Origin of the sequence: Streptomyces fructofermentans (genome assembly GCF_014651055.1) — a bacterium.
GTDB classification, from domain to species: Bacteria; Actinomycetota; Actinomycetes; order Streptomycetales; family Streptomycetaceae; genus Streptomyces; species Streptomyces fructofermentans.
The window spans coordinates 90,476-115,047 of the sequence record NZ_BMWD01000019.1 but is presented as its reverse complement, the minus strand read 5'-3'; the positions used below and the strand labels follow the sequence as shown (position 1 = coordinate 115,047).

The following is a 24,572-nucleotide window of genomic DNA, read 5'->3' as shown; positions in this document are numbered from 1 at the left end:
CGTGCGTGCACGAGGGTGTCATGTTCATGGTGCAGCACTCTGGCGGCCGTGAGATCTCCTGGGCTACCGTCGGTAACACCTGCGCTGTCGCAGCAGCCCCCCACATCTCGTCTGCCACTCGCGCATGCTCTCGCCCTCTCCTCCCGCGCATCTCTCCGGAAGGCAGCCCATGGAGAAGTCGTCAGTACCCGCGGCGGTCACCCGCCGGCACGCCCTGACCGTGACCGGCGGAGTGCTGGCCGGTGCCGCCCTCGCCCAGACCGCGTTCCCCGCCTTCGCGGCGGAGTCGCAGGACGCGGACGCGATCGTCGTCGGCCACGGGCTCGCCGGGCTGGTGGCCACGGCCGAACTCGCCGCGGCAGGACGCAAGGTGCTCCTCCTGGACCAGGAACCGGAGGCGAGTCTCGGCGGTCAGGCCTTCTGGTCCTTCGGAGGCCTGTTCCTCGTCGACTCCGCCGAACAGCGACTCATGGGCATCAAGGACTCCCGCGACCTCGCCTGGCAGGACTGGCTCGGCACGGCCGGCTTCGACCGGGGCGTCGGCGACCCCTCCGGACAGGACCACTGGGCCTACAAGTGGGCAGAGTCCTACGTCGACTTCGCGTCCGGCGAGAAGCGCTCCTGGCTCGCCGGGCTCGGCGTCCAGTGGTTCCCGGTCGTCGGCTGGGCCGAGCGCGGGGGCGGTCTGGCGGACGGGCACGGCAACTCGGTACCCCGCTTCCATGTCACCTGGGGGACGGGCCCGGCCGTCGTCGAGCCCTTCGAGAAGAAGGTGCGGGCCGCGAAGGCGGACGGCAAGGTCGTCTTCAAGTTCCGGCACCGCGTCGACGGCCTCGTGACGACGGGCGGCGCCGTGACCGGTGTACGCGGCGCGATCCTGGAGCCGAGCAACGCGAGCCGGGGCAAGCCCAGTTCGCGTACCGAGGTCGGGGCGTTCGAACTCCGGGCCCCTGTCGTCGTCGTCACCTCGGGCGGCATCGGAGCGAACCACGACCTCGTACGGCAGAACTGGCCGGCCCGCATGGGCACTCCGCCGAAGTCGATGATCACCGGAGTGCCGGCCCACGTCGACGGCCGCATGCTGGCCATCACCGAGAGGGCCGGCGGACGCATCGTCAATCCCGACCGCATGTGGCACTACACCGAGGGCCTCCGGAACTACGACCCCATCTGGCCCGGCCACGGCATCCGCATCCTCCCGGGCCCGTCCTCCATGTGGTTCGACGCCACCGGGAAGCGCTTCGGCACCCCCGACCTCCCCGGCTACGACACCCTGCACACCCTCAAGTCGATCACCGGGTCCGGCCACGACTACTCCTGGTTCGTGACCACGCAGAAGATCATCGCGAAGGAGTTCGCGCTCTCCGGCTCGGAACAGAACCCCGACCTCACCGAGAAGAACGTCTGGATGCTGCTGTCGCGCATCTGGCAGACCCCGGAGCCGATCGAGAAGTTCAAGAAGAACGGGGCGGACTTCGTCGTCGCGACCACCCTGTCCGAACTCGTCAGGGGCATGAACAAGCTCACCGGCGACAACCTGATCGAACTGAACGACCTCAAGCGGCAGATCGAGGCCCGCGACCGTGAGATCGACAACCCGTACACCAAGGACGTACAGGTCATGGGCATCCGCAACGCGCTCGCCTACGTCGGCGACTCCCTCAGTCGGACCGCCTCCGCGCACAAGATATTGGACTCCTCCGCCGGACCCCTGATCGCCGTGCGCCTCAACGTCCTCACCCGCAAGACCCTCGGCGGCCTCCAGACGGACCTCTCCGGCCGCGTTCTGGGCGCCTCCGGCGATCCGGTGCCCGGCCTGTACGCGGCCGGGGAGGTCGCGGGCTTCGGCGGCGGAGGAGTGCACGGCTACCGCTCGCTGGAAGGCACGTTCCTCGGCGGCTGCCTCTTCTCCGGCCGGCAGGCGGGCCGCGCCGCCGCGGCGGCGACCGCCACCTGAAGCGACGGGGGCGGCCCCGGGCCGGGGCCGCCCCCTGACGTGTCCGGGCAGGGGCCCGACGATCGGCCCGGGACCGGCCCGAGGTGTGTTCCCGCCGAACCGGAGGGCCGGCACCGGGGAACGCGGATGCCGGTGGTCGGGGGTCCGGCGGAAGAGCCGAGGCCTCAAGCCTGAGGCGTCGCGAAGAGAGTGAAGAACCGCTCGGCTGCCGACCGGTCGCCGCCCACCTCCAAGGTCCCATCCGCGATGGCCGAGGAGACCGTTCTCCCGGTGAACATCAGGTCTCGCATGGTGACGACGTCGGAGCGCACCGTGGCGTCCACCTTCGACGCCGTCGCGCGGCCGACCCTGATCGACGACCCCTCCGCCTCCACGTCGAAGGCGTCGGTGCCGACCAGAACGCGGACGGCGGTGGCCGGTGTGTTGGTTCCCGGGCGGCGGTGGCTCGCCTTCAGCAGGAGCATGAACGCGTCGGTGCTCAGGTGGGCGTCCGACTTCGCGGGTGCGCGCGCACCCCACCGGGCCAACTCCATCAGTACGGGCTCGAGTTCCCGGCCCCGTTCCATGAGTTCGTAGGCCTGGGCGCTGACGGGCGGCCCGAGTTGAACCCGCCGGACGATGCCGTCCGCCTCCAGTTCCTTGAGGCGCTGACTCAGCACGTTCTGGCTCGCTCTGGGCAGTCCGTCGCGCAGATCCCGGAACCGTTTGGGGCCGAACAGCAACTCGCGAACGATCAGCAGGGCCCAGCGCTCGCCGACGACGTCCATGGCCCGGGCTGCCCCGCAGGAGTCCTCGTAACTTCTCTGCGACATGGCGCAATAGTACGCGCAGGACCATGTGGTGCTACTTTAGGAGTACACAGTCTCAAAATAGGAGTAAAAATGAACGCACTGCTGGACCTGGTCGTCGAGAAGCACGGCGGGCTCGAGCGCTGGAAGGGCCTTTCGAGCGTGAGTGCGCGGGTCACCTTCGGAGGCCCGTTCTGGGAGTTCAAGGGCCACGCGGACTTCGCCAACACCGTGACCGTGGAGGCGAGTGTCCAAGAGGAGTACGTCCGTCAGGTCGACGAGGTGACCGGCCGGACCGTCGTGTACGACAAGAAGGCGGAGCGGGTCACCGTTGCCGCGGCCGACGGCGGGACGGTCGCCGAGCTGGACAACCCGCGGAGCACCTTCGACGGATTCACCCCGGAGACGCCGTGGGACCTCGCTCAGATCGCCTACTTCCGCAGCTATGCCACCTGGCACTACCTGCTGGAGCCCTACCTGTTCACGTGGGCGGGCGCCGAAGTGGAGGAGGTCGAACCGCGGATCGAGAACGGTGAGACGTGGCGGGTGCTCAGCGTGACCTTCCCCGACTCCGTGGACGCCCACAACGCGACGCAGCGCTACTACTACGACAGCGCTCTTCTCCTGCGCCGCATGGACTACCAGCCCGAGGTCAACGGCCGTCCCCCGGTCGCTCACTACATCCGGAAGTACGAGACGTTCGACGGGATCGTCGTCCCCACCGTCCGGCACGTCCTCAGCCGGAACGAGGACATGACCCCTGACCTGTCCTGGATCCCGATCACGCTCGAAGTCGGCGACGTCAGCTTCCGCTGACCGTCCCTTTCCGTGACCCCGCGGCCCTGCAGTGCCGGGGCGCGCCCCCTCGGCACGGTTTCATGCGGTCGGGGCGGCCTGCCGGAGGTCGGGAATCGGAGCCGTGACTCCGGTGCATCCCGTGAGTCGAGCACCAAGCGAATACTGGAGTCGTAGTGAGCAGGAAGACCGGCGGATGTGCCGACATCCGTGACATGTTGGTTGTCCACCAAGCATTCCTCGCAGCGTACGAAAAGGCCCCGGGTCTGGTTCTCGGGGTGCGCGACGGAGATTCCGACAGGGCGGAGGTCGTGGCTGACCACCTGCGTCTGGTCGGTGATTTCCTGCACCTCCACCACAAGGGTGAGGACGATCTCCTCTGGCCGAAGATCGAGATGCGTGCCCCGGCATCGCTGGATCCGGTTCTGCGAATCCTGGAAGCCCAGCATGTGGAGATCGATTCGCTGACGGCCCGCGCCTCCGAGCTCGCCGACCGCTGGCGAACCACCGCGAGGGCCTCGACGGGGGAGAAGCTGGCCGAGGCGCTGACCCGGCTCGGCCGGGAGCTGGCCCGGCATCTGGAGCTGGAGGAGAAGGAAGTTCTCTCCTCCGTGCATCTGTACGTCAGCGCCAAGGAATGGCACCAGCTCGGAGACCATGCGATCAACGGTCTCCCCAGGGCGAAACTGCCGATCATCTTCGGGATGCTGGCGGAAATCGCGGATCCTTCCGTGGTCAAGCTGATGCTCGAAAGTGCGCCCGTCGTACCACGCGTCATCATGCCCATGCTCGGGCCGCGTGCGTATGCCAGGCATGCGCGACGGGTGTACGGAAGTCGCCGGGCCTGAATCCGCAGTAGCTGCCGATTGGTTCCTCGAGTCGGCCGACACAGCATATCTGTCGCCGCGAAGCGTTGCTTTCTCGGCCGGAGCGTCCCGGTCTCGGGTGGCGGGACAATGTTCCGGAGATTCTTCACATGGTTTCTCCTCGTTCGGATCGCGTCCGTGGAAGTGGAGTTGGGGAGCGCTGCTCCAGAATTCCGACTGTTCGGTCGGCGAAATGGGCGAAGTGCACTGCATTTTGATGCTTGGCGTACGTAGGCTTGTCGGACGTGGGTACGTGGCGGGCCGTAACCGTCCGCGATTTCCGAGGCCGAAGCTTGAGCCAGGTGAAAACGATGGATGCGTTGCTCGATCACGTGATCGCGGCCCACGGAGGGCTCGACCAGTGGAAGAACCATTCGACACTCACGGCGAGGGTCACCTACGGCGGCCCGTTCTGGGAGTTCAAGGGGAACCCGGACTTCGCCGGCTCGTACGCGGTGGAGGCGGATCTCCAGAAGCAGCACTTCCGCCAGGTGCAGGAGGCAACAGGCCGCACCGTCGTCTTCAGCAAGCTCGACGACCGAGTCAGTGTCTCCGAGGCGGACGGTACGGTCGTGGACGAGCTGGATGGTCCCCGGGCGACCTTCGACGGGTACGCGCCCGACACGCAATGGAGCTTGGCACAGGAGGCGTACTTCAGCAGCTATGCCGTGTGGCACTACCTCCTTGAGCCGTACCTCTTCGCCTGGCCGGGCGTCGAGGCGCACGAAGTCGAACCGTGGACGGAGGGCGACACGGTGTGGCGCGGTCTGAGCGTCACGTTTCCCGAGTCCGTCGACACGCACAACACGACCGAGTCGTACTACTTCGACGACGCCGGCCTGCTGCGAAGGATGGACTACGCCCCTGAGGTCAACGGCCGGCCCCCGGTGGCCCATTACGTTCGTCAGCAGGACTCCTTCCACGGGATCGTGGTGCCCACCGAGAGGCACGTCCACGGTCGCAACGAGGACGGCACCCCCGATCTGTCGGCCATCCCCATCACGGTGGACGTCGGCGGGGTCGAGTTCCACTGACCCTGAGACCTGACGCGGGGCCGGCCCGCTTGCTCTTCCTGCTGGTTAGCGAGGAGAACCACGCGATCCGACTCGACGTCGAAGCTGAGCGCCGGACCGTCGCAGTCGCCGTGTGCCTTCGCCTGGCCAAGGTCATGGACCGGTGAGCCGGCCCGGGGAGGCCCCGGGCGCTGGACCGGGCCCCAGGGCCCCAGGGGATCCGGCGGAGTCGCATGACAGGATCGCGCGGTGATCTGTGACGTGTGCGGACATGGGATGCGGCTGGTGCCGACGGCCGAGCCGGACGTGAAGACGCTCTGGATCTGCGCCTGGTGCCACGCGTGGACCGTGCTGGGCCACCTCCCGCACGAGGTCTCACGGCCGCAGTACGCCCCGGTGAACCTGCGCTGGGAACGCGCGGACTCGACGGGCCTGCCCACCGGTGTCCTCCACGCCTACGGGCACTTCGGCACGACGTTGTGCGGCCTGCGGGACGAGGGCCTGTCCGCGTCCCCGTACCCCTGGGTGCCGGAATGGGACAGCGCCTGCCCCGGCTGCAGGTCGGCCGCGGCCGAGATCGACGGGAGGTGGCCGGTGGAGATGCGGGACGGGAACCGTGAGTGGGCCCCGCCTCCGCCCGGTTCGCACTGGCCGCCCTTCTAGCGCCGCATCAGGCAGCGTTCGCCCGCCGACGACGGCGCGGGGGTGCTGGTCGTACGCGTGGCTTCGCCGGATGACGCAGCTGCGGATCATGCTGCCCTGCCCCATGTGGGCGACGTGGTCGGGTCACCGGGTTCCCCTCCGCCTGGTCCGCGGAAGTCGTCCGCATTCGTCGCCGTCGAACTCACGGACAGGTACGCGTTCCGCCACCCGCACAGCCTGACGGCCACGCGCCGCCCGGAACCGGGCCCGAGGGGCGCGCCACACAATGACCGGGCGATGTTGCCCGGTGCGGGATCGGGTGGTCATGTCCGCGTGCCGGGCCGCAACTCCTGCCCGACTCGGCTATCGGCCCTGACCAGCCAGCCAGAGCCTCACCTCAAGCCAGGCGGCCCGCCCCTCTGCCTCCTCGCCCCACCACCAGGAGAAGGGCGAGTCGCCCGAATCCAGCTCCTCCCGCCACCGATGGACGCTCTCGTCCAGGTGCTGACGGGCGATGGGGCCCTTCTCCGTCTCCCAGCGGGCCAGCCATGGCGTGACCGAGGACGCCGCAGTCACGCAGCTCTCGAATATTTGAGGTGCCGAAGGCGGCGGAGCTTTCGTCCGCAGAGTCCTGGTCCACCACGCGTCCAGAAAGCCGGCGACGGCCTGGGCCTGCCGGCGGGGCCACTGCGGCCAGCCTGCCGCAGCCAGTCCCCGAGCCGTGAGGTCGGACTCGCGCTCCCCCTCGGCCAGGATCACGACGAGCTCCGGCAGAACCCGTCTGATGATTGCAGGCTGGTCGTCCCAGTGCGAAGGGTGCTTCTGAGCCACGCGGCGGGCAAGATCCGCCGGGACTGGTGCATCGGGAGTCCGCAGTAGCCCGAGCTCGCCCGCATCGAAGCACCGGCCGCAGCCGGAATCGTCCACTCGGGCCGTCATCCCGCCGAAGACTTTCGCGACCCTGGCCACCGCGGCGAGGACATCGGCATCCGGAGAAGTCATGTGGCACCCCGTCAGAACTCCAGCGGGTCACCCCAACCGAAGAGCGCGACGTTACCAGGCGTCACCGCTTCACGGCCGAACGGGGCGAGCATTGCCCCGACAGGGCACCAGGACCGTCACGAACCGCGGGTCGGGTCCGTCGCCTCGGAGCACGCGACGCCGAGCGGCGGGGGCCACCACGCATGCCGTGGTGGCCCCCGCCGCTCGGGCGGTCCCGACCGGGAGCAGCCGGCCTCAGCCGTGGTGCCCGCCATGGCGGCCGTCCTCGCCGTCGTCACCGCCGTGGCGGCCGCCGTCGTCCGAGCCGTCGTCATGCCCGCCGCGGTCGTCCCTCCCGGAGGAGCCGGAGTGGCCGGAGTCGTCGGAGCGGTCGTCACGACCGCTGCCCCCGTCGTCACCGCGGCCGCCGTCGTCCGACTTGGCACGCGACCGTACGACCTCGCCCGTGCCGCGGTCCACGTACACGTCGTACCGGACGCCGTTCTTGCGGATCCTCACGCTCCACGCCGTGCGCCCGTGCTCGACTTCGGCCTCGATCCTGCTGATCGTCCCGCCGCCGACGTGGGCGAGCGCGATCCCGCCCGCGCGTCGGCTGCTCACCGACGCGCCCACCGGTGCGGTCGTGGCCGGACCGGCCGTGTCGTCACCGCTCGGATCGTGCGTCGGGGTGCCCGACCGGTCCTCGGACGGTGAGTCCTCCGGGGACGCGGTCGCCGCGCCGGGCGTCGGCGCGGACGAGGCCGTGGCCGAGGACGTGGCCGAGGACGTGGTCCGGGCGGGCGACGCGTCGTCGATGCCGCCCGCGAGGGCCGTACCGGTGATCGCGGCGACCAGTGCTCCCGAGGCGAGCAGGACGACGGATGTGCGCTTCATGGCGAACCTCCTGTGGATGCCTTGTGTGGAAGGAGGCTCCCGCGCCCCGGGATAGGGCCGCGCTGCGGCATTGCTAAGAGCCGGCTAAGAGGTCCCGGCGAAGCGCGAACCGCCGGGCAGGCGACGGGGCCGCCCGGCCCGGGTGCGGAGGCTCCGCGCCAGCGAGGGGACCATGACCGTCGCGGGGACGACATGCAGCGCGAGGAGGGCGACGGTGGTCGCGGTGTTCGCCCCGGCGAGGAGGGGCGGGACCATCGAGACCGCCGTCAGGGAAGCCGCCACCCGCACGAACCGCTCGGCGGGGCGGGCGCTCCAGCGCAGGAGAGCGGCGGCGATGGCGATGCCCACGAACGAGAAGAAGCAGGTCACGACCGCGAACCCCGGCAACGGGATCGCCTCACCGCCGTCGGGGACCTCGAAGTCGACGCCGGCGGCCCGGGCGAGCGCCGCGCCGAGGGTGGTGGCCACCGTCGCCGCGAGCGCGGCGACGGAGCCGGTGGCGACGAGCCCGCGGAGCCGCTGGGACCGGACGGTCCGTCCCGATGCCGCGCCGGCCACGATCCCGCCGTCATCGCTGCTGTCCATGACTTCCTCCATCCTTCGGAACAGGTGTACCGGGCTCCGGCCGCCGTGCGACGGTCCTGACCCCGCGGCGACGACGCGTACCTTCGCCGTGCGAAGGCCCGGGTTGCGCAGGGCGCGTACGCCGGTGCCGCGCAGCCAGAACCCGGCGTCGCGCCCGAGGACCGGCCCGGGCGCGCCGTCGCGCAGTTCCAACTGCACCCGCCCGCGGACCACGACGCCGAACGCGTCGTGCCATTCCGCCGCGACCACCGCGACACGTGCCCCGCCGCGCAGCGTGAGCGTCCGCACCGGGACTACTCCGTGCCGACGGCCGGCAGGCGCTCCGGCAGCCCGAGACCCGGGAACCGGTCGTCGTGGAAGGTGGTGATCTCGCTGATCGCCCCGCCGCTGACGCGCAGTACGTCGATCGTCAGCGGCAGGTACGCGCCCTCCCGCTGCTGCCAGAGGTAGAAGGCGACGGCGGGCTGCCGGTTCACGGAGGTGAGGACGGTGCGCAGGCCCTTCATGCCCTCGAAGCCGCTCTCGACCCAGTCCTTGACCACCGCGTCGCGGCCGACGTACAGACCCGGCGTGGGCGGCATCGAGCAGCGGACGTCGTCCCGCAGCAGCGCGGCGAGCCGGTCGATGTCCGTGGCCACGCTGGCGTCGGTGTAGCGGCGCACCAGCTCGCGCGTCCCTGCGTCCTGCTCGCCGCCCGTCCAGTCCTGGCGTTCGGCGGGCAGGTGCTCCCGCATGCCGGCGCGGGCCCGCTGCAGCGCGCTGTTCACGGAGTTGACGGAGTCCCCGAGGATCTCCGCGACGTCCTTCGCCGACCGGCCGAGCACGTCCCGCAGGATCAGCACGGCCCGTGGACGCGGCGCGAGGTGCTGGACCGCGACCAGGTACGCCAGCTCGATCGTCTCCCGGGCGACGGCGACGGCCGCCGGCTCGTCCGCGTCGCCCGCCGGCAGCTCGTCGAGCAGCCGGTCCGGGTAGGGCTGCAACCACAGCACCTCGCCGCCGGTCGCGGGCTCCGGGCGGGCCTTGGCGAGCAGGTCCAGACAGGCGTTGGTGGCGATCCGGTACAGCCACGCCCGGAACGTCGACCGCCCCTCGAAGGTCTCCCGCCGCCGCCAGGCACGGAGGAACGTCTCCTGCACGGCGTCCTCGGCGTCCTCGAACGATCCGAGCATCCGGTAGCAGTGGACGTGCAGCTCCCGCCGGTGCCGTTCCGCCAGCCCGGAGAAGGCCTGCTGGTCGACCTCGCCCAGCGCGTTCCCGCCCGGACCACTGGTTCCCGGACCGTTCTCGCCCGGACCGTTCTCGCCCGGGCCGTCCTCGTCCGGACCGCTCGTGCCCGCGCCGTCCATGCCCGCACCGCTCGCGCCAAGACCGCTCACGCCCAGCTCCTCCAGCCGCGTGTCCGCACTCATCACGCCATCCTCCGCCTCGTCGTGTCCCCGTCGTATGTGTGACGCGTGCGGGCGCGGAAACTCATCACCGGGGTGGGCCGGGAAGGCGGGCAGGGGTCAGACCGGTGGGTGCAGGCAGGTCAGTCCGGGACCGGCGGGGCCTGGGGCGGTCCCAGTTCCAGCGTCACCCGCGCGCCGCCGGAAGGCCCGGTTCCCAGAGCCAGGCGACCGCCGCTCGACTGGGCGGCCCGGCGGGCGATGTCGAGCCCGAGGCCCGTGGAGCCGCCGAGGCTGGCCCCGCGACCGACCAGGTCGGACGAGAGACCGGGCCCCTCGTCCGCCACCGTGAGCACGGCTCCGCCGCCGGCCGCCGGGGCCAGGCCGACGGAGAACGCGGTGCCGTCGGGGGTGTGCGCGAACACATTGCCCAGCAGCGCGTCCACCGCGGCCGCCAGCTCGTCGGCGGCGACACCGACGGGCAGAGGGCCGTCCGCCGTCACGTCCAGGGTGACGGCCCGGCCGGTGTCCTCGGCCAGAACGGTCCAGAAGGCCACCCGCTCGCGCACCGCCGAGGTCGCCTCGCAGGACACGTACACGTCCGTCTCCCGCCGGTGGCGGGCCTCGCTGATGAGGCCCGTGACCGCCCGCTCCATGGCGTCCACCCGGGCGGCGATCCGGGCCGCGTCGCCCGCGGGCAGGGACTCGGTCTCCAACCGCAGCGAGGTCAGCGGCGCCCGGAGCCGGTGGGACAGGTCCGCCACCTGTTCGCGCTCCTCGCGCAGCAGCTCCTGGATACGCCCGGCGAGGTGGTTGAGCGCCCCGGCGACCTCACGCAGTTCCGGCGGCCCGTCCGGACGGGCCCGGGCCGTCAGATCGGCCCGGGCGAGCCGGTGCGAGACGGCGGACAGCTCCGAGATCGGCACCACCAGGGCCCGGCTGAGCCGGTCGGCGACGAGCAGCCCGAGCAGCAGGAGCGCGATCCCCAGGCCGGCGAGCACCAGCCAGGACCGCGTGACCCCGTGGGTCAGCTCGGTGGCCGGCACGAACGCCCGGACGACGGCTGTGCCGTCCGGGCGGCCCAGTACGGCCACCACGATCTCGCGCCCGTCGGACCGCTCGACGGTCCGGCTCACCCCCGCCCGCGCCGCGAGCCGCACGGCGTCGGTGCGCGGCGCGGGTGTGCCGAGGACGGTCCCGTCGGGCAGGAAGACGGTGAGCGGGGCCCGGGCGCCGGCGGCCACGTGCTCGACACTGGTCCGCAGCGTGTCGGGATCGGCGGTCCCCACCAGCGGGACGAGGCTCTGCGCGTCGGCGCCCGCCGTGGCGACGGCACGGTCCTGGGCGACCGTACGCAGCAACAGGGCGAGCGGCACCACGAAGGCGAGGAGCGCCAGGCACATGGTGGCCGCGACCAGCAGGGTCAGACGGCGTCTCACGGACGGTCCACGGGCGCGCTCAGCCGGACCCCGACCCCCCGGACGGTATGCAGGTATCGGGGTTCCTGCGCGCTCTCGCCGAGCTTGCGTCGCAGCCAGGACAGATGCACGTCCACGGTCTTGTCGGCGCTTCCGTACGGCACCCGCCACACCTCGGTGAGCAGTTCGCGCTTGGTGACGACCTGCCCGGCCCTTCCCGCGAGATGGTGGAGCAGGTCGAACTCGCGCGGGGTGAGGTCGAGGGCGACTCCGGCGAGGGTCGCCTCGCGCGAACCGGGGTCGATCCGCAGGTCACCGACGACGGTGGCGGCCGCCGCCTCCCGGGCGCCCGTGCCGCGCCGCAGCACGGCCCGGACGCGCGCCTCCAACTGCGCGGCGGTGAACGGCTTCACGACATAGTCGTCGGCGCCCGCGTCCAGCCCCCGTACGATCTCCCTCTCGTCGTCCCTCGCCGTCGCGATGATCACCGGCACCGGACTGACCGCCCGCAGCATGCGCAGCAGTTCGATGCCGTCCAGGTCCGGCAGGCCGAGGTCGAGGACCACCAGGTCCGGACGCTCGTCCAGCGCGGTCTGCAGACCCGCCATGGCGGTGTGCGCCGCCGCGACCGCGTGCCCGCGCTCGCGCAGGGCACGGATCAGCGGCGTACGTATCGTTGGGTCGTCCTCGACGATCAGCAGATGCACCACAGCAGGCACGCTATCCGAGCCGCACGCCAGGTCCGCCCCCGTTAACCGTCCCTTAGGCTTCCCCGGTGCCCTCCTTAACGACGGCTCGTGCATAGTCCTACGCATGCCCTCCCGCACACTCCTCGCCCTGGCCGGCTGGACCGCCGCCGCCGTGGCCGCCACACTCACCGGCCTGGCCGCCGTCGAGGTCATCGGCGACGGCATCACCAGCTCCACCGGCGGACGGGCACTCACCCCCGAGCAGGTCCGGCAGCAACTCGACGAGGCGAACGCCTCGCCCTCGCCCGACCCGGGCCGGGGCGGAACCGGCAGCACGGCACCCGAGGGCAGCGCGAGCCCGACACCGGGCACGGGTTCGGGCAGCGCACAGGCCACGCGGACACCCTCGTCCACCCCCAGCCCCGCCCCCACCTCCACGCCCGCCGCGGCGGCCAGGAAGACGTTCTCCACCCCGGGCGGCACCGCCGGCGCCCAGTGCGACGGCACCGCCGTACGGCTCCTGCTGTGGACGCCCGCCCAGGGCTACGGAGTCGACAGCGCCGACCCGGGACCCGACGACGAGCACGTCGACGTGAAGTTCGAGGGCTCCGCGGGCAAAGTCGAACTCCGCGTACGCTGCGTGAACGGCACCCCCGTCGGGACGTGGAAGCAGGACGACTGATCCCGGACGCGGGGCGAGTGGCCCCCCGCACCTGGACGACACCCAGTCCCGTCAAGTCCGGGGCGGCGTGCGGAAGGTACGCCGGTAGGTGTCCGGAGGCACGCCCAATGCCCGGTGGAAGTGCCGGCGCAGCGTGGCCGCCGTACCCATGCCGGTGCGGGCCGCGATGCGCTCGACACTCTCGTCGGTGGTCTCCAGCAACTCCCGGGCACGGTGGACGCGCTGGGTGTGCAGCCAGCGCAGCGGCGTGACACCCGTCGTGGACCGGAAGCGCCGGGTCAGATTGCGGGTGCTCATGTTCGCCCGGTCCGCCAAGTCGGCCACCGTCAGCGGCTCGTGCAGCCGCTCACCCGCCCAGTGCAGCAGGCCCGCCAGCGCGTGACCGGTCTCGGCCGCCGCCGGAAGAACGACGAACTGCGCCTGCCCGCCCGCACGTTGGGCCGGGACCACCAGGCGGCGGGCCAGCGCGTTGGCGACGGCCGCGCCGTGGTCCGCCGACACGATGTGCAGGCACAGGTCCATGCCCGCGGCCTTGCCCGCCGACGTCAGCACATCCGTCCCGTCGATGTACAGCACGTCCGGGTCCACCTCCACCCGGGGATACCGGGCCGCCAGCGCCGCGGTGTGCTCCCAGTGCGTGGTGGCCCGGCGGCCGTCCAGCACACCGGCGGCGGCCAGAACGAACGCGCCGGTGCACAGCGACACCAGCCTGGCCCCGCGCTCGTGGGCCGCGCGCACGGCGTCGACCAGGTCCGCCGGGGGATCGACCGTCACGTCGGCGCAGGCGGGCACGACGACGGTGTCGGCCTCCGCGAGGACGTCGAGGCCGTACGGGACGTCGAGCCTGAGCCAGTCGCCGAGCCGGGCGCCGGACGGTCCGCACACCCGGAAGTCGTACCAGGAGTCGGTCAGTCGGCGATCCACGCCGAAGACCTCACAGGCAGCCGCGGCCTCGAACAACATGGCCCCGTCGTAGAGCGCGAGCACCACCACCGTCACGTCCGAAAGTGTACGCATCCCGTCGTTCCAGCCACTCGTGGCAGCCACCGACGGCCGCGACCATGAGCGCATGAACACGCACCGGCGGCCCGTCGCCGTCTACGGCGCCCACGGACACACCGCCGCCTTCGTCCTCCGCGAACTGCGCGCACGCGGCCTGACACCCGTACTCGTCGGACGTGACCCGGCCAAGCTGCGCGCCGCCGCCCGGGACCACCCCGCGGCGCGGACCGCCGTCGCCTCCGTGGACGACGGACCCTCCCTGGACCGCGCGTTCACCGGGGCGGCAGCGGTCGTCAACTGCGCCGGACCCTTCGCCGACACCGTGCCCGGCGTCGTCGAGGCGGCCCTGCGTGCCCGCATCCCCTACCTGGACGTGGCCGCCGAACAGGCCGTCACCCTCGAAACGTTCCAGCGGTACGCCGGCCCGGCACGCGACGCGGGTGTGCCCGTCGTCCCTTCCATGGCCTTCTACGGAGGACTCGGCGACCTGCTGGCCGACGCCGCCATGGCCGACTGGCCGGACGCGGACGACATCACCGTCGCGATACACCTGGACAGCTGGCACCCCACGCACGGAACCCGCAGGACCGTCACCCGCAACGCCGGCCGCCACCTGGCCTTCACCGGGAACCGCCTCACGGCACCCACGGGCCCGCCCCGGACGCGCACCTGGACCTTCCCGGCCCACTCGGAACCCAGGACGTCATCGAACTCTGCACGGCCGACCAGGTCACCATCTCCCGCCACCTGCGGGTACCGGAGATCCGCGTCCTCATCAACCGGACGCCCCTGGACGAGCTCGGGGACCCCACGACACCGCCGCCGGCGCCGGTCGACGCCGACGGCCGCTCCGCGCAGACGTTCCACGTCGAGGCGGTCGCCCGACGCGGAGGCGCGCGCCGCCGGGCGAGCGCGTCGGGGCGCGACATCTACGCGATCACCGCGCCCCTCGTCGTCGAGGCGGCCGTGCGGATCCTCGACGGCCGCGTGCGGCGCGGGGGAGGCGTATCGGCCGCCGCCGAACTCTTCGACGCCACCGACTTCCTGCGGGCACTCGACCCGGGGCATCTGTCCTTCGGGACGGGAGTGCCGCGCGTCCCCTCGTGACGTCCGGCGACGGGCGACCCGGTCGAACGCCGGTGAGGCCCGGGCCCGCCCGCTCCCACGCAACGGTGGGCGGCCGGGGTGGCTCAGGGCCTGTGGTTCCGGCGCTCCTCCGCGGCCAGGAACTCCCGTGCCGCCGCGAGGACTCCTTCTGGGACGCCCTCCCGGACCGAGCGCCGATCGTCCGCCGGGTCCACCGCCCACGCCAGGTCCACCAGGGCCCGCAGCACGTCGGGATACCCGAGTTCGGCCGCCTGATCACGGATGAGCACCGCTCCGCGTACGGGATCGATTTGGTGCGCCACGATCTCGGCGGCCCACCAGCGGGCCGCCGTCCACCGTGCCTCGGCGAGCTCCTCCGGCCCCTGCGGCAGCAGACCCAACTCGTCCACCACGTGGCCGAACAGCTCACGGGCCCGGGTGTACTCACCCCGCGCGAGCCCGGCCAGCAGGGGAAGCGAGGGAGCCTCGACATCGGCCATGAGGGCGTCCAGCCCCAACTCGACCAGCCACGCGTCCGAGGGCCGCTGCCACGGCTCCAGGACCACTTCCGCTGCGGCGATACGGATCAGTCCGACGGCTGCTACCGCGTCCACACGGTGCCTCGACTCTCGCGGTCCCGCGGCCGGGCGACTGGCACTCTTCGACGACCCGTCGACGACCGGGCACCGGGACGCTCACGCATGCGGGCCGCTGCCGTACGAGGGATTCCCCACGGCTTCCTCCCGCGGCGCGACGGTCGCGAACACTCCCCGTGCGGCCGTACCGTCCGGCCAGGTCCAGCCGGCGACAAGGCTTCCCGACGGTGTCCGGGTGCTGTCCGCCGGCCGCAGGACACGGTTGACGCGGACGTCGAACCCGCCACCGGGAACGCCTCCGTGCACGACCACGGTCGGATCGGTCGTGTCACTGACGCTCCGGTGCTGCGGCGTCGCGCCGCCACGCATGAGGGCGCCCAACTGGGCTGTCACCACCGGGTCGTACATGCCGTCGTAGATCCACCGGGTGCCCAGCACGCCGTGCTGCGAGGTACCGATCAGCGCCACGCCCGGAACGCCCTCCAACTCCGCGCCCCGGTAGCTCATCGGCACCAGATGGGCCACCGGCTCGCGCGGGCCGGCGTCCACGACGACCATGAACTCGATCCCGACCTGGCCCTCGGGATCGTCCAGGCGGAACCCGCCGGCCACGACCAGGTCCGAGGCGTACGTGTCGCCCGCGTACCAACTCCGCTTCGGCAGCCAGTCGGACAGGAGCTCCAGCTTGGTGGGAGTCATGGTGGTGCGGTGGACAGAGGCCATCCGAGCTTCCTCACACGTGGGTCCGGGCCCGTTCTCCGACGGGATGTGATCGAACCTATCGGAGCCCCGCCGTCCCTCCCGGGCCACAACCCGGTGAACCCGCCGCGCCGCCCTTCGCGTCGCCCTCGACCCGGAGGAGAGGGCCGAGGCATCGGACCCCAACCCCCGGGCGGACGACAGCGGTTGCCCGACGAAGGCCTCGGGCCCGTGCCCGGACAGCCGGCCCAGGGTCCCACGACCGCCCCCCACACGGCCGTCGCCGGAGGCGGGGCTACTGTGGCCCGGCGGTTGTCCGTCGTGGGATGGGAGTCCGGGTGAGCCGTGCGCGCGTTGCCGTCGGGCTGGTCGCGGTGGCCGTGGGCACCGCGTGGATGTTCGGCGGGGCCTCCGCACTGGAGTCGGGCTTCCGCGCGCTGGCGGGCACCGTGCCCTACGCGGCCATCGCACTCGGCTGCTTCGCCCTGCTGCGGGCCGTGGTCCCCCCGGGCTACCTGGCAGGTCCGTTCCTGTTCATCCTGGGCGGTGTCGCCTGGCTCGCCGCCGCCACGGGTTACCTGCCGGGCCGGATCGGCGGCCACGTCGTCCCACTGCTGGTCGTCCTCGCGGGTACGGGATTCGCGCTGAGCCGGCCCCCTCGCGCGCCGGGGCTCGTCATGATGCCTATTCGGCGTTACCAGAGCCTCCTCGTACCGATCCGCGAGCGCGTGCCGGAGTCGACGACCCTGCAGAAGGTCGTGGTCCGGTCCGTCTTCGGCTACGCGAGGATCGACATGTCCCGCGTCCTGGTGAATCACCTGGGCGACCGGGACGTGCCCGCGAACTGGCAGGTCGACATCGACGTGTCCGTACTGTTCGGCAGGATCGAGCTGCTCGTCGGCGAGGACTGCGTGGTGCTGCCCGGTGAGCTGGGCCAGGCGTACGGGGTCGCCCTGGAGGACGAGGGCGTGAGGGTGCTGGAGTCCGACGAACGCATCGGCGAGGACAAGAAGGACGGCACCGCACGCGACGTGCGCCTCAACATCCTGGGGGTGGGCGGCGCGGTCTCCGTGCGCCCCGCCGTCTCACTGTAAGCGGGGTGAGCAGCAGCGGCACTCCTGGGGATGCTCGAACTCCTGGTCCGCCAGGTCACCGCCCGGGCTCCCGAGCGCCCGCGTGGGGCGTGGCGCGGACTCCGGCTCGGAGTCGAGCATGAAGCTGTTGAGCTGCCGGTGCAGCGCCAACTCGTCGGCGGCCGTGAGCGGAGGCTTGTAGCGGAACGCCGCCGCGAGATCGAAGCGGTGCACGTCGAACACGGCCATGAGGAGGTGCTTGTGCTCCCGCGAGGCAGCTGCGGCGCCGCGGTGGGCGACGGCCGCCATGAGCGCGGCCGCCGGTGCGGTCAGCGACCACACGTCCAGGCGCAGGACCAGCGGGAGCGAGGCCAGCGTGATGAGGCCGAAGCACACGGTCAGCGAGGCGCTCGCGGTGATGAGGTCGAGCTGGCGTCTGACCGCGAGCTGCATCGGCGCCGAGACCGTGGGGAACATGCGAGGATAGGCGACCCGTACGTCCAGCCCGTACCGGTGCCCGGCGAGGTACTCCGCGTTGCGCAGGATGTTGCCGAGCAGGGTCGGCATGATGTCGACGTCGCGTTCGGGATAGTCCCGGACCCTGAACCCCGCCTGCTCCCTGATCCGTTCGACGCGCGCCTGGGCCCGCTGCCTGTCCGCCTCCTCGCGCAGACTCAGCGGGCCCGCGTCGGGCGGCGTGGGGCGACGCTCGACGGAAGAGCGCTCCAGCCAGGCGTTGTTCCGGCGACGGCGGTGGCGTTCCGCCGAGAGCGCGCGGACGCCTCCCACGGGTGCCGCGGCCGTCCAGTAGCCCTCCAGGAGCTGTACGAGACGGACCTCGAACGGGCGCAGCAGCACCCCTCCGAGCAGGGCGCCGAAGGCCAGCAGGACGGCCGTCGACGCGTCGTCCCCGCCGGGGGCGACCGCCCGGAAGTCGGCGGGTGCCTGCGGGTCGTACAGGCCGGCGCGGACCATGACTGTGATCACCGTGACGACCACGACCCCCGGCAGAACGTTCAGCAGGCCGAAACTGCCACCGAACGTCTTCGTGCCTGCCTTGACCAGGTCACCCAGCATCAGGGCTCACCTCCTAAGCCGACAACGCGAGGGCCATGGTCCGGTGTGTGCTTCTGCCGTGCTCGCGGCTCGCGCACCGTGGACGGCTCTCGGCCGTGGGGGACTTGAGGGCCGGACCTCCGCAGGTCCTGCCGGGACAGACATAGAGGTACAGGCCCGTGCCGCTGACGCGGGACTCGGCGGCGATCTCCACGGAACCGCTGCGGAAGAGGAACACCGCCCGGGCCTCCCGGGGATGCCCGCACCGTGTGGCCGCCCGGTCGGGGGACTTCCTCTCCCCGGTGCGGGTGACGTCGAGGCGGCAGTCCGGCACGGGGCACACATAGACCCACTGCTCGGGCAGGCCGTCTCCGGGCACCACTTCGCCCAAGGACGCCCGATACGGACCCCGGTCGGTGACGAGCACCCGCGTCAGCGCCACCAGTCGCAGACCGAGCAGCGGCCGTCTGCGTCTCCTGCCCCTCCACAGCATCGCGCCCCCCGTGATGAGGATCCGAGTATGCCCCGTCGGTCGCCCGGCCTCCACCGCGGAGGACCGCGCGAGGCGGCGGGTACGAACGACCCCTGCGGGACGGCGCGTACGCGGGAGCCCCGGGGTCAGTGCCTGGCATCCGGGCCCGCCGGCGCGGGCAGGTTGTTCGGGCCGTGCACGGAGTCCAGGACCGCCTGCCCCTGGCTGTCCACGAACTTGGTGAACAGCTGTTGCGAGTACCCGAAGATGATGGCCCAGCCGATGATCTGGGCCGTGGAGTCGAGCGCGCTGAGGCCCGGGACGAATCCGCCGCGCATCAGGAGCAGGCCGAGTCCGGCGGTCAGTGCTCCCATGGGCAGCTTGAGGAGCGTGAGGACCACCGGCACGTTGTACGGGAGCGCGGTGCCCCTGATCCGCTTGAGGGTCGCCGCCGCGGCGATGGAGGCGGACAGCAGGCCGACGATCTCGACGATGAGGTAGTCCTGCGCCCGAGTGGTCCTTTCGATCTGCTTCGCCGTGGGCGGTCTGTCGTAGGCCACGCTGAACGAGGACGGGCACACGACCTTGTACTTCCCGTTGGCCTCCGGGGTGAAGCACAGCGGGATCGCGGTCTCCCAGATGCAGGACATGACCGCGACTCCGACGGCCGCGACCGTCAGACCGACCGTCACGGAGGCCACGATCCACACGAAGCTGCGGACCCGCAGGGTCTCCTTGCGGAGGAGCCGCCTGGCCAGGCTGACCGTCTCTGCGAGGAACACGCGCTCGCTGAGGGTCAGTACGGCCGCGGAGGTCCCGGCCCCGTCGTGGTCGACCTCCTCGTCGTGTTCGAGTCTGCGAGCCAGCTCCGTGGCCCGCACGCGCCGGGGGTCACCCGGGTCGAAGTGCTCCTCGATGAGTGCCAGCATCTGGGGGAGCAGCGCCTTGACGTCGTCGCGCGAGGCCATCCACACCATGAGGTTGAGCGCGGCGTCGACGTGGGACTGGGCCACGCCCAGGTGGGCGACCCGCCGCCGACGGGGATGGTCATTGTGCCCCAGCACGTCCTTGGCCCGGTCGAGCTCCGCGGAAGCCTTGTCCGAGTAGTTCCGCGCAACGTCGCGGCGCGTCTCGTCGGACAGGGCGCGTTCGGTCGCGGCCTGCAGGATCGCCTCCAGCTCGGAGATCCGCGCGCGCAGCCCCTCCTTCTGCTCCCACGGCCCCACCTCGCCGCGCGCGGCGTAGAAGGGCAGCTGCCTGGTGACCCACTTCCGTGCCCTGACGAGCAGCGCTTCCCGTTCCGGTGTCCCGCCTGCCGTGTCGCCCATGCGTACCTCCGTCGCTCGCGTCCCGGACCACAGTGGAGTTCGGTGGAAACAGGGCGCGGCTGAAAGGGAGTTCAGCCAGTTGGGCGGCGCGGTTCACCGCAGAAACGATCCTGACGGCAGGTCGCCGGCCGCCGTCGGTCCGGCTTGCGGGATTCGCGGACGGGAGGCGCCCCCGGACGCGATGATGTGGCGTCGACCCTCCTCGTCGGAGGAGTTGTCGGTCCAGCGGCCCCGTCGCGCGGAGGTATGACTGATCGTCACGTCACCTCGTCCACCAGGTCCCCGTCGTCCACTCGGAACCCGGCGCCTGTCGCGCCCGCCGTGCACACGTCGTACGGTCCTTCGCGCATCGGTGCTGCTCCTGCTCTGGTGCCTGGCCGTGCCGGTTCCACCCGCGGCGGCCTCCTCCCCGCCCCCCGGAAAGCCGGCCGGGGCCGGCGACACCTCGGCGGGCGGCGGGCTGTGCGCCGCGGACGGGCTGAGGAAGGCCGTCGTCACGGCGGGACTTCGGCTCGACCACGACAACCGCACGTTCACCAAGGTGTTCAGCACGCTGACAGTGGAAGTGCCCCCGTCGTGGCCCCACGCCCACGAATTGCTGCTGAGCCCCGACTCGGACCGGTACCGGGGGGCGATGCGGTGCTTGGTCCGCGGCCCGCTCGAAGGGTTCCACACCCGCTGGAGGGAGTGGCGTTCCTCGGAGCCGACCGTCACCGTCCTTCCGGAGAAGTCCGGTCACGGCCGGGACTCCGCGCCGCGGCTCAAGGTCGTCATGACCGCCCATGGCTGGGTGGAACAACGCGAGAAGCTCCACATCGGCGCATGGAGCGTCGATGTCGGCAGGGCGCGCTGGACGATCCGCCTGGAGCCGCCCGGCACCTTGGAACGGGCCCGGTGGAAGAGGATCACCGTCGATCCGGGCCGGCCCGGAGCCGCCTCGGCCGAGCCCGCGCCGGACGGCGGACGCGGGGCGAACACACTGGTGTGGAACCCTGCCGCCGGGGGTCCGGTGCCGGATGTCGTGGTCGGTGTCGTACCGGCGTGGCCCCGTTCCTTCTCCGCGCAGGACGACAATCCGCCGTTCGCGGTGTTCGACGAAGCGGGCGGTCTGCTGTTGCTTCTGGCCCTGGTCGGAGCGCTGTGGTGCGTTCTCGTCGTACTGCCCGGACACCCGGTGCCGACGCCGCAGGAGCGGAGGGCGGTCGCGAACCTCAGGGACTGGAGCTGGACCCTCCTCGCCGTCGCGCTCCTCGTCCAGGGCCACCACCTGCGCCTGGGGTGGATCGGCGCGTTCCAGGAGTCCGACGAGTGGCGGCAGCAGGCGGCGTACGCCCCGCGCGCCTGGCTGACCTCCACGGCCGCCGGCATCGTGCTGCTGCTCTTCGCCAGGCCCCCTCGGACCCTCCGCGTCACCGCCGCCCTCCTGTTCGGAGCCACCGCCACTGCCGCCCTGTGGCTGGCCCTGGCCGGGCCCGACACGGCACTGTTCATCCAGCCGTCGACGACGGCGACATGGCGGACGGTGGGGGCGGTGTGGACCGTCACCATCGGCTCGTTCCTGCTGTTCCTCCTGGGCGGTGTGGCGGCGGTCAGGCGCGTCGTCGTCCACGGAGGTCTGATACACGGCACCTCGGCCGGCTGGCGTACGCGGCGGTTGCTGGGCGGTACCGTGCTCGCCCTCACGGTCGTCGCGGTCTGCTATGCGGTGACGGCCGAGCGCGAGTGGCGCCGCGGCTCCTGGCTGTCCCCGCACGCCGACCCGTTCTACGGGGCCTGGCACCAGGCCGAACTGCGCAGCAGCCTGTTGTGGTTCACCCACAACGCGCACGCATGGTGGGCAACGATGCTGTGGATTCCCAGCGGTCTGGCCCTGCTGGCCGTCCTGCGCGCCCGGGGGACGCTGACGCGGCAGGAACCGGTGGCCCGCCGCGGCCCCAGGGGCGCGGACCGGCTGATGCTGCTGTTGCTCTTCCCGGTCATGGCGGCCATGAACATCGGGGACTTCACGTCCAGTTCCGCCCTCGTGTGGGTGTGGTCGGCCCTGTACTTCCTGGCCCTCGTCGTCGTCCTGCGGCTCTTCGCCTCCCGAGCCGTCGCTGCGCAGCGCCTGGCGAGGTCCGGGGAGCCTCTCGGTACCGTGCTCGCCGCCCGGCACGCGCCTCGACTGCGTGACCGCGCGCGCCGCTTCCGTGAACTCCACGCCCAGTTGCGGGCTTTGGACCAGGGTCAGCCCGACGAGGGCGGTGCGCAGCGGCGGGTGCTGGAGACGCGACTGCGACGCCTGCACCGCTGGCGCTCGTCCACGGGCCGCGGCGACAGCCTTCCGCACCAGGTGTCCGTCGTGGACGCGGCCCTCGTTCTCGGGCCCGCTCCCACCTGGTGGGACAACGGGGTCAGGGCGGCGAGGCTGACACAGCCGGTGTCCTTGCCCTTCAGCGTCGGTCTGGTGTGGGAGACGATGCTGCGCGGCGAATCCCTGACCGGCACCCTGCACTACGGGCTCGGTCTGCCGGACGTGTTCGTCCAACTCGTCCTGTGGCAGGTCGGGTACGGGGCCGCCGGGTTCGTGCTCGGCGCCCTGTGGCACGAGCTTCCCGGACGCCGCGGTCCGGCGAAGGCGCTGGCTCCGGCTGCCGCGTACGCACTGCCGATCGGCCTCTTCGCGCTGGGCAACTGGGGGCTGGGCGAGGAGCAGACCGCGCTGGCCTTCTCCGCCGCGGCGATGCTCCTGGTCCTCACCCTGACCGGAATCATGATGGATCTGGAGACCTTCCGCGGCGAACGGCACTTCTGGCGCAGCCGCCTCGCCCTGCTGCACTCGGTCTACCAGATGCGCTATCTGTCCATTCAGGTCGCCTGGCTGCTGGCGCAGGCAGCTGCCCTTGTCACAATCTGGCAGTTCATCGACGAGGCCGCTTCGCCGCCGCCCACCAACGGGAACCGGTGAACCGCCGGACGCCGCGCGGCCGTTCCCGCGCGGCGTCCGGCGCCTCCTCACGCGGGGTCGGCGACCGTTCGCCGGTCCTCGACGTGGACGACACGGAGTTCGGTGCCGTCCCGGTGGCGCTTGGACCGTCCGAGCAGGCCGACCGCGAGCTGGCCCGGGTCCTCGGACTCCTCGGGGCCGACGTACGTCAGGACGTCGTCGTGGTGTCCGGTGACGACCCAGCCCTCGGCGTCCTGCACGTCGACCACCCCGAAGTCTCCCGCCGGCGATCCGGCGTGCACGGGGCCGAACTCTGCGAGGACCGAGGTGGCCTGTTCGGCCAGGTCCCCCTCGGGAGCGGTCAGTACGACGCACGTGCCGTGCTCGTACAGCACCCACGACTTGTGCGGATCGGCGAGAAGTCGCCGCCAGGTGTCTATGAGAGTCTCGGTGTTCACGGCGGTCATCATGCCGTGGGGCACTGACAACGGGGGAGGTGCCCGCGGCCGGTCGCGCGTGCTGCCGCGCTCGCCGCTGGGCTTGGGCGCCCCTCGGAGCCACGGCACCGCGAGGACGCCCGCCGGCGCACCCTGTTCGACCGTGGATCTTTGTCCGCCGGTTACCAACCGGTGTGCGGATCTTGGATAGGGTGCGGAGCGCTCCGCACACCGGAGTCGTACGCACGCCACAGGCGGCACCCGGGCTCAGCGCCACACCTTCGGAGTGCCGCCCGCCGGGCAGCGGCGGGGCGCACCAGCCACGGCCACGGGCCGAGATTCGAACGGGGTGGGGAATGTCCAGTCACCGGCTGTCCAAGAAGGGCCGCTACATCGCCTGGGCGACCGCGGGCGTCGTCGTCGCGGCCGGGGCCGGCCTGGCCGCGCAGACGTCGATGGCGGCCACGACCATGCCCGCCCAGAAGACCTACACGGGCCGGGCGTTCGACGCCTGCACCGCTCCCTCGCTCGCGGCGATGAAGGCGTGGAACACCGGCTTCTACGGTGCCGTCGCGGTGTACGTCGGCGGCAGGAACCGCGGCTGCGCGCAGCCCAACCTGACGGCGTCCTGGGCGAAGTCGGTGACCGCCCTCGGCTGGAAGCTCATCCCGCTCTACGTCGGTGCCCAGCCGCCGTGCCAGACGGGCCGCAACCCGGAGAAGTTCACCGCGGCGACGGCGTCCTCCCTCGGTGTGAGCAACGCCAAGGACGCGGTCGCGAAGGCCTCCGCGCTCGGCATGAAGGCGGGCAGCCCGGTCTACCTCGACATGGAGCCGTACGACATCGCGGACAAGGCGTGCAACGACGCCGTGCTCACGTATGTGCGCTCCTTCTCGAAGACCGTGCGCGCCAAGAACTACCGGGCCGGCTACTACGGCTTCAGCAGTTCCAGCGCCAAGGCCGTCGCGACGGCCGAGGACAGGACGGACCTGCCGGGCAACCTCTGGTACGCGCTGTGGGACAAGAAGAACACCACGACGGCGGACTGGCCCTGGGACCCGAAGCTGTACACCGGTCACAGCCGGGCCCACCAGTACATGGTGAACAGCAAGGAGACGCGCGGCGGTCACACGATCACGGTGGACCGCAACGCCTGGGACGCCCCGGTCGCCATCATCGGCTGACCCGCTCGGCGGCCG

At 71.7% G+C, this 24,572-nt stretch carries 24 protein-coding genes and 1 pseudogene; 11 read left to right on the top strand and 14 right to left on the bottom strand.

Translation table 11 applies throughout. From position 1 onward, the window contains the following. Positions 1-169: 169 nt before the first annotated feature. Positions 170-1,957, top strand: coding sequence for an FAD-binding dehydrogenase (locus IE265_RS24710; protein ID WP_190037866.1), 1,788 nt, complete (start codon positions 170-172; stop codon positions 1,955-1,957). Between the two features lie 164 nt (positions 1,958-2,121). On the opposite strand, the gene IE265_RS24705 is transcribed toward IE265_RS24710, so the two are convergent. After that, the gene (locus tag IE265_RS24705) at positions 2,122-2,769 is read right to left on the bottom strand and encodes a winged helix-turn-helix transcriptional regulator (RefSeq protein WP_190037865.1); all 648 of its coding nucleotides are present in this window, start codon (positions 2,767-2,769) and stop codon (positions 2,122-2,124) included. 69 nt (positions 2,770-2,838) lie between these two features. On the opposite strand from IE265_RS24705, the gene IE265_RS24700 reads away from it, so the two are divergent. The 4 genes from IE265_RS24700 (at position 2,839) to IE265_RS24685 (ending at position 6,082) form a co-directional block, all read left to right on the top strand. Next, positions 2,839-3,561, top strand: coding sequence for a hypothetical protein (locus tag IE265_RS24700; RefSeq protein WP_190037864.1), 723 nt, complete (start codon positions 2,839-2,841; stop codon positions 3,559-3,561). Between the two features lie 155 nt (positions 3,562-3,716). Next, positions 3,717-4,388: a hemerythrin domain-containing protein gene (locus IE265_RS24695; RefSeq protein WP_190037863.1), complete on the top strand. Its 672-nt coding sequence runs from the start codon at positions 3,717-3,719 to the stop codon at positions 4,386-4,388. A gap of 329 nt (positions 4,389-4,717) precedes the next feature. Continuing rightward, entirely contained in the window at positions 4,718-5,440 is a 723-nt protein-coding gene (locus IE265_RS24690) for a hypothetical protein (RefSeq protein ID WP_190037862.1), read from the top strand. Between the two features lie 228 nt (positions 5,441-5,668). Next, a complete protein-coding gene (locus IE265_RS24685; RefSeq protein ID WP_190037861.1) occupies positions 5,669-6,082 on the top strand; it encodes a hypothetical protein in 414 nt (137 codons plus the stop codon). A gap of 342 nt (positions 6,083-6,424) precedes the next feature. Here IE265_RS24685 and IE265_RS24680 read toward each other — a convergent pair whose 3' ends face one another. From IE265_RS24680 to IE265_RS24655, 6 genes are all read right to left on the bottom strand, one after another. Next, entirely contained in the window at positions 6,425-6,892 is a 468-nt protein-coding gene (locus IE265_RS24680; RefSeq protein WP_190037860.1) for a hypothetical protein, read from the bottom strand. Between the two features lie 405 nt (positions 6,893-7,297). Then, entirely contained in the window at positions 7,298-7,936 is a 639-nt protein-coding gene (locus IE265_RS24675) for a PepSY domain-containing protein (RefSeq protein WP_190037859.1), read from the bottom strand. An 84-nt stretch (positions 7,937-8,020) separates the two neighbouring features. Further along, complete coding sequence (locus IE265_RS38540) at positions 8,021-8,809, bottom strand: DUF6069 family protein (protein WP_229916468.1); 789 nt, start codon at positions 8,807-8,809, stop codon at positions 8,021-8,023. Positions 8,810-8,814: 5 nt separating this feature from the next. Then, positions 8,815-9,933, bottom strand: a complete 1,119-nt coding sequence (locus tag IE265_RS24665) for an RNA polymerase subunit sigma-70 (protein ID WP_229916467.1) — start codon at positions 9,931-9,933, stop codon at positions 8,815-8,817. Positions 9,934-10,052: 119 nt separating this feature from the next. After that, the gene (locus IE265_RS24660; protein ID WP_190037858.1) at positions 10,053-11,348 is read right to left on the bottom strand and encodes a sensor histidine kinase; all 1,296 of its coding nucleotides are present in this window, start codon (positions 11,346-11,348) and stop codon (positions 10,053-10,055) included. Then, the gene (locus IE265_RS24655; protein WP_190037857.1) at positions 11,345-12,037 is read right to left on the bottom strand and encodes a response regulator transcription factor; all 693 of its coding nucleotides are present in this window, start codon (positions 12,035-12,037) and stop codon (positions 11,345-11,347) included. The genes IE265_RS24660 and IE265_RS24655 overlap by 4 nt, the downstream gene beginning before the upstream one ends. 103 nt (positions 12,038-12,140) lie before the next feature. On the opposite strand from IE265_RS24655, the gene IE265_RS24650 reads away from it, so the two are divergent. Beyond that, positions 12,141-12,698 (top strand): septum formation initiator, encoded by a 558-nt coding sequence (locus IE265_RS24650; RefSeq protein WP_190037856.1) that lies wholly within the window; start codon positions 12,141-12,143, stop codon positions 12,696-12,698. Positions 12,699-12,749: 51 nt separating this feature from the next. Here IE265_RS24650 and IE265_RS24645 read toward each other — a convergent pair whose 3' ends face one another. Further along, positions 12,750-13,697 carry a helix-turn-helix domain-containing protein gene (locus IE265_RS24645; protein ID WP_229916465.1) on the bottom strand — a complete coding sequence of 316 codons (948 nt, stop codon included), beginning with the start codon at positions 13,695-13,697 and terminating at the stop codon, positions 12,750-12,752. A 70-nt stretch (positions 13,698-13,767) separates the two neighbouring features. Here IE265_RS24645 and IE265_RS39135 point away from each other — a divergent pair. Further along, positions 13,768-14,085: pseudogene (locus tag IE265_RS39135) on the top strand (NAD(P)H-binding protein); the annotation flags it as partial. Positions 14,086-14,666: 581 nt separating this feature from the next. Next, positions 14,667-14,807 (top strand): hypothetical protein, encoded by a 141-nt coding sequence (locus tag IE265_RS39130; protein ID WP_308434810.1) that lies wholly within the window; start codon positions 14,667-14,669, stop codon positions 14,805-14,807. 83 nt (positions 14,808-14,890) lie between these two features. On the opposite strand, the gene IE265_RS24635 is transcribed toward IE265_RS39130, so the two are convergent. Together IE265_RS24635 and IE265_RS24630 are read right to left on the bottom strand one after the other, a co-directional pair. Beyond that, positions 14,891-15,400: a hypothetical protein gene (locus tag IE265_RS24635; protein ID WP_190037854.1), complete on the bottom strand. Its 510-nt coding sequence runs from the start codon at positions 15,398-15,400 to the stop codon at positions 14,891-14,893. Positions 15,401-15,481: 81 nt separating this feature from the next. Beyond that, on the bottom strand, positions 15,482-16,105 hold the full coding sequence (locus tag IE265_RS24630) for a maltokinase N-terminal cap-like domain-containing protein (protein WP_190037853.1): 624 nt from the start codon (positions 16,103-16,105) through the stop codon (positions 15,482-15,484). Between the two features lie 314 nt (positions 16,106-16,419). On the opposite strand from IE265_RS24630, the gene IE265_RS24625 reads away from it, so the two are divergent. Next, positions 16,420-17,175 (top strand): hypothetical protein, encoded by a 756-nt coding sequence (locus IE265_RS24625; protein WP_190037852.1) that lies wholly within the window; start codon positions 16,420-16,422, stop codon positions 17,173-17,175. Here the strand turns inward: IE265_RS24625 and IE265_RS24620 are convergent. The 3 genes from IE265_RS24620 to IE265_RS24610 form a co-directional block, all read right to left on the bottom strand. Then, complete coding sequence (locus IE265_RS24620; protein WP_190037851.1) at positions 17,167-18,231, bottom strand: hypothetical protein; 1,065 nt, start codon at positions 18,229-18,231, stop codon at positions 17,167-17,169. The two genes, IE265_RS24625 and IE265_RS24620, sit on opposite strands and share 9 nt — an antisense overlap. Positions 18,232-18,244: 13 nt before the next feature. Next, positions 18,245-18,703, bottom strand: a complete 459-nt coding sequence (locus IE265_RS24615) for a hypothetical protein (protein ID WP_190037850.1) — start codon at positions 18,701-18,703, stop codon at positions 18,245-18,247. Between the two features lie 125 nt (positions 18,704-18,828). Continuing rightward, positions 18,829-20,010 carry a hypothetical protein gene (locus IE265_RS24610; RefSeq protein WP_190037849.1) on the bottom strand — a complete coding sequence of 394 codons (1,182 nt, stop codon included), beginning with the start codon at positions 20,008-20,010 and terminating at the stop codon, positions 18,829-18,831. Positions 20,011-20,362: 352 nt separating this feature from the next. Between IE265_RS24610 and IE265_RS24605 the strand changes: the two genes are divergently transcribed. Next, positions 20,363-22,957, top strand: coding sequence for a DUF6185 family protein (locus IE265_RS24605; RefSeq protein WP_190037848.1), 2,595 nt, complete (start codon positions 20,363-20,365; stop codon positions 22,955-22,957). 47 nt (positions 22,958-23,004) lie between these two features. Here the strand turns inward: IE265_RS24605 and IE265_RS24600 are convergent, their stop codons facing one another. Further along, entirely contained in the window at positions 23,005-23,403 is a 399-nt protein-coding gene (locus tag IE265_RS24600) for a hypothetical protein (protein WP_229916482.1), read from the bottom strand. A gap of 326 nt (positions 23,404-23,729) precedes the next feature. Here IE265_RS24600 and IE265_RS24595 point away from each other — a divergent pair, with 326 nt between their 5' ends. Continuing rightward, on the top strand, positions 23,730-24,557 hold the full coding sequence (locus tag IE265_RS24595; protein ID WP_190037846.1) for a glycoside hydrolase domain-containing protein: 828 nt from the start codon (positions 23,730-23,732) through the stop codon (positions 24,555-24,557). Positions 24,558-24,572 lie beyond the last annotated feature (15 nt).

What these genes read in the sequence shown, in the direction of transcription:
- IE265_RS24600 (WP_229916482.1), bottom strand. Translation starts at nt 23,403, where the DNA reads ATGACCGCCGTGAACACCGAGACTCTCATAGACACCTGGCGGCGACTT.
- IE265_RS24710 (WP_190037866.1), top strand. Translation starts at nt 170, where the DNA reads ATGGAGAAGTCGTCAGTACCCGCGGCGGTCACCCGCCGGCACGCCCTG.
- IE265_RS24595 (WP_190037846.1), top strand. Translation starts at nt 23,730, where the DNA reads ATGTCCAGTCACCGGCTGTCCAAGAAGGGCCGCTACATCGCCTGGGCG.
- IE265_RS24620 (WP_190037851.1), bottom strand. Translation starts at nt 18,231, where the DNA reads ATGCTGGGTGACCTGGTCAAGGCAGGCACGAAGACGTTCGGTGGCAGT.
- IE265_RS24650 (WP_190037856.1), top strand. Translation starts at nt 12,141, where the DNA reads ATGCCCTCCCGCACACTCCTCGCCCTGGCCGGCTGGACCGCCGCCGCC.
- IE265_RS24665 (WP_229916467.1), bottom strand. Translation starts at nt 9,933, where the DNA reads ATGAGTGCGGACACGCGGCTGGAGGAGCTGGGCGTGAGCGGTCTTGGC.
- IE265_RS24675 (WP_190037859.1), bottom strand. Translation starts at nt 7,936, where the DNA reads ATGAAGCGCACATCCGTCGTCCTGCTCGCCTCGGGAGCACTGGTCGCC.
- IE265_RS24615 (WP_190037850.1), bottom strand. Translation starts at nt 18,703, where the DNA reads ATGCTGTGGAGGGGCAGGAGACGCAGACGGCCGCTGCTCGGTCTGCGA.
- IE265_RS24630 (WP_190037853.1), bottom strand. Translation starts at nt 16,105, where the DNA reads ATGGCCTCTGTCCACCGCACCACCATGACTCCCACCAAGCTGGAGCTC.
- IE265_RS24610 (WP_190037849.1), bottom strand. Translation starts at nt 20,010, where the DNA reads ATGGGCGACACGGCAGGCGGGACACCGGAACGGGAAGCGCTGCTCGTC.
- IE265_RS24700 (WP_190037864.1), top strand. Translation starts at nt 2,839, where the DNA reads ATGAACGCACTGCTGGACCTGGTCGTCGAGAAGCACGGCGGGCTCGAG.
- IE265_RS24690 (WP_190037862.1), top strand. Translation starts at nt 4,718, where the DNA reads ATGGATGCGTTGCTCGATCACGTGATCGCGGCCCACGGAGGGCTCGAC.
- IE265_RS24705 (WP_190037865.1), bottom strand. Translation starts at nt 2,769, where the DNA reads ATGTCGCAGAGAAGTTACGAGGACTCCTGCGGGGCAGCCCGGGCCATG.